1 rRNA gene (cut by a window edge) is annotated in these 2500 nt (G+C 57.2%); it reads left to right on the top strand.

Annotated elements, in window-relative coordinates:
* Nucleotides 1–2376: ribosomal RNA gene (locus TSO352_RS18145) — 23S ribosomal RNA — on the top strand (it extends 369 nt beyond the left edge of the window).
* The last annotated feature ends 124 nt before the right edge of the window (nucleotides 2377–2500 follow it).

Genomic DNA, 2500 nt, shown 5'->3' with positions numbered 1-2500 from the left:
GTGAAACCCTGTCTGAACATGGGGGGACCACCCTCCAAGCCTAAGTACTCCTCAGTGACCGATAGTGCACCAGTACCGTGAGGGAAAGGTGAAAAGCACCCCGACAAGGGGAGTGAAACAGTTCCTGAAACCGGATGCCTACAAGCAGTCGGAGCCTCTTCATGGGGTGACGGCGTACCTTTTGTATAATGGGTCAGCGACTTAGAGTATGCAGCGAGCTTAAGCCGGTAGGTGGAGGCGCAGCGAAAGCGAGTCTGAATAGGGCGACCGAGTTGCATGCTTTAGACCCGAAACCTGATGATCTAGCCATGGGCAGGTTGAAGGTGCGGTAACACGCACTGGAGGACCGAACTCACGCCTGTTGAAAAAGTCGGAGATGACCTGTGGCTAGGGGTGAAAGGCCAATCAAATCAGGAAATAGCTGGTTCTCCGCGAAAGCTATTTAGGTAGCGCGTCGCGTATTGCTCCGGGGGGTAGAGCACTGGATGGGCTAGGGGGGCGCGAGCCTTACCAAACCTAACCAAACTCCGAATACCCGGAAGCAGAGCGCGGCAGACAGACGGTGGGTGCTAAGGTCCATCGTCGAGAGGGAAACAGCCCAGACCGCCAGCTAAGGTCCCCAAATCACGGCTAAGTGGGAAAGGATGTGGGAAGGCCATGACAACCAGGAGGTTGGCTTAGAAGCAGCCATCCTTTAAAGAAAGCGTAATAGCTCACTGGTCTAGTTAAGCCGGCCTGCGCCGAAAATGTATCGGGGCTCAAGCCGTGTACCGAAGCTGCGGGTGTGATCTCTGATCACGCGGTAGCGGAGCGTTCCGTAAGCCTGCGAAGGGTGGCCGCGAGGTCGCCTGGAGGTATCGGAAGTGAGAATGCTGACATGAGTAGCGACAAAGAGTGTGAGAAACACTCTCGCCGAAAGTCCAAGGGTTCCTGCGCAAGGTTAATCCACGCAGGGTGAGCCGGCCCCTAAGGCGAGGCCGAAAGGCGTAGTCGATGGGAACCACGTTAATATTCGTGGGCCAGCGGGTGAGTGACGGATGGGAAAGCGTGTACGATCTTATCGGATTGATCGTGCTGTGGACCTGTTCCAGGAAATAGCCCCCGCATCAGACCGTACCCCAAACCGACACAGGTGGACAGGTAGAGTATACCCAGGCGCTTGAGAGAATGGTGTTGAAGGAACTCGGCAAATTGCCCTCGTAACTTCGGAAGAAGAGGGCCCCGTTCTGGCGCAAGCCAGGGCGGGGGGCACAGACCAGGGGGTAGCGACTGTTTACTAAAAACACAGGGCTCTGCGAAGCCACACAAGGCGACGTATAGGGTCTGACGCCTGCCCGGTGCCGGAAGGTTAAGAGGAGGGGTGCAAGCTCTGAATTGAAGCCCCGGTAAACGGCGGCCGTAACTATAACGGTCCTAAGGTAGCGAAATTCCTTGTCGGGTAAGTTCCGACCTGCACGAATGGCGTAACGACTTCCCCGCTGTCTCCAACACCAACTCAGCGAAATTGAACTCTCCGTGAAGATGCGGAGTTCCCGCGGTCAGACGGAAAGACCCCGTGCACCTTTACTACAGCTTTGCAGTGGTGCTAGGGATCTCATGTGTAGGATAGGTGGGAGGCTTGGAAGCATGGGCGCCAGCTCGTGTGGAGCCAACCTTGAAATACCACCCTTGAGATCTCTGGCATCTAACCGCGGCCCGTTACCCGGGTCCGGGACCCTGCATGGCGGGTAGTTTGACTGGGGCGGTCGCCTCCCAAAGTGTAACGGAGGCGCGCGATGGTGGGCTCAGAGCGGTCGGAAATCGCTCGACGAGTGCAATGGCATAAGCCCGCCTGACTGCAAGACTGACAAGTCGAGCAGAGACGAAAGTCGGCCATAGTGATCCGGTGGCTCCACGTGGACGGGCCATCGCTCAACGGATAAAAGGTACGCCGGGGATAACAGGCTGATGACTCCCAAGAGTCCATATCGACGGAGTCGTTTGGCACCTCGATGTCGGCTCATCACATCCTGGGGCTGGAGCAGGTCCCAAGGGTTCGGCTGTTCGCCGATTAAAGTGGTACGTGAGCTGGGTTTAGAACGTCGTGAGACAGTTCGGTCCCTATCTGCCGTGGGTGTAGGAGTTTTGCGAGGATCTGTCCCTAGTACGAGAGGACCGGGATGGACATACCTCTGGTGCACCGGTTGTCACGCCAGTGGCATGGCCGGGTAGCTAAGTATGGACGGGATAACCGCTGAAAGCATCTAAGCGGGAAACCCACCTCTAAACCAGAGCTCCCTTGAGAGCCGTGACAGACCATCACGTCGATAGGAGGCATGTGGACGGGCAGCAATGCCTGAAGCTAAGCCTTACTAATCGCTCGATCGGCTTGATCTCAACCCCACAAACCGCGCCATGCGCAGCAGCAAGCCTGCTTGACGCAAGACAGCGCCGGTTCGATGATGACCTCGGATCACTTGCACACGCGATTGCGGACGCCGCTCCCCCGGACAGGGGAGAC

It is taken from the genome of Azospirillum sp. TSO35-2 (genome assembly GCF_003116095.1).
Taxonomy (GTDB): domain Bacteria; phylum Pseudomonadota; class Alphaproteobacteria; order Azospirillales; family Azospirillaceae; genus Azospirillum.
The sequence above is the reverse complement of the archived record's forward strand: the minus strand, read 5'-3'. Positions and strand labels throughout refer to the sequence as shown.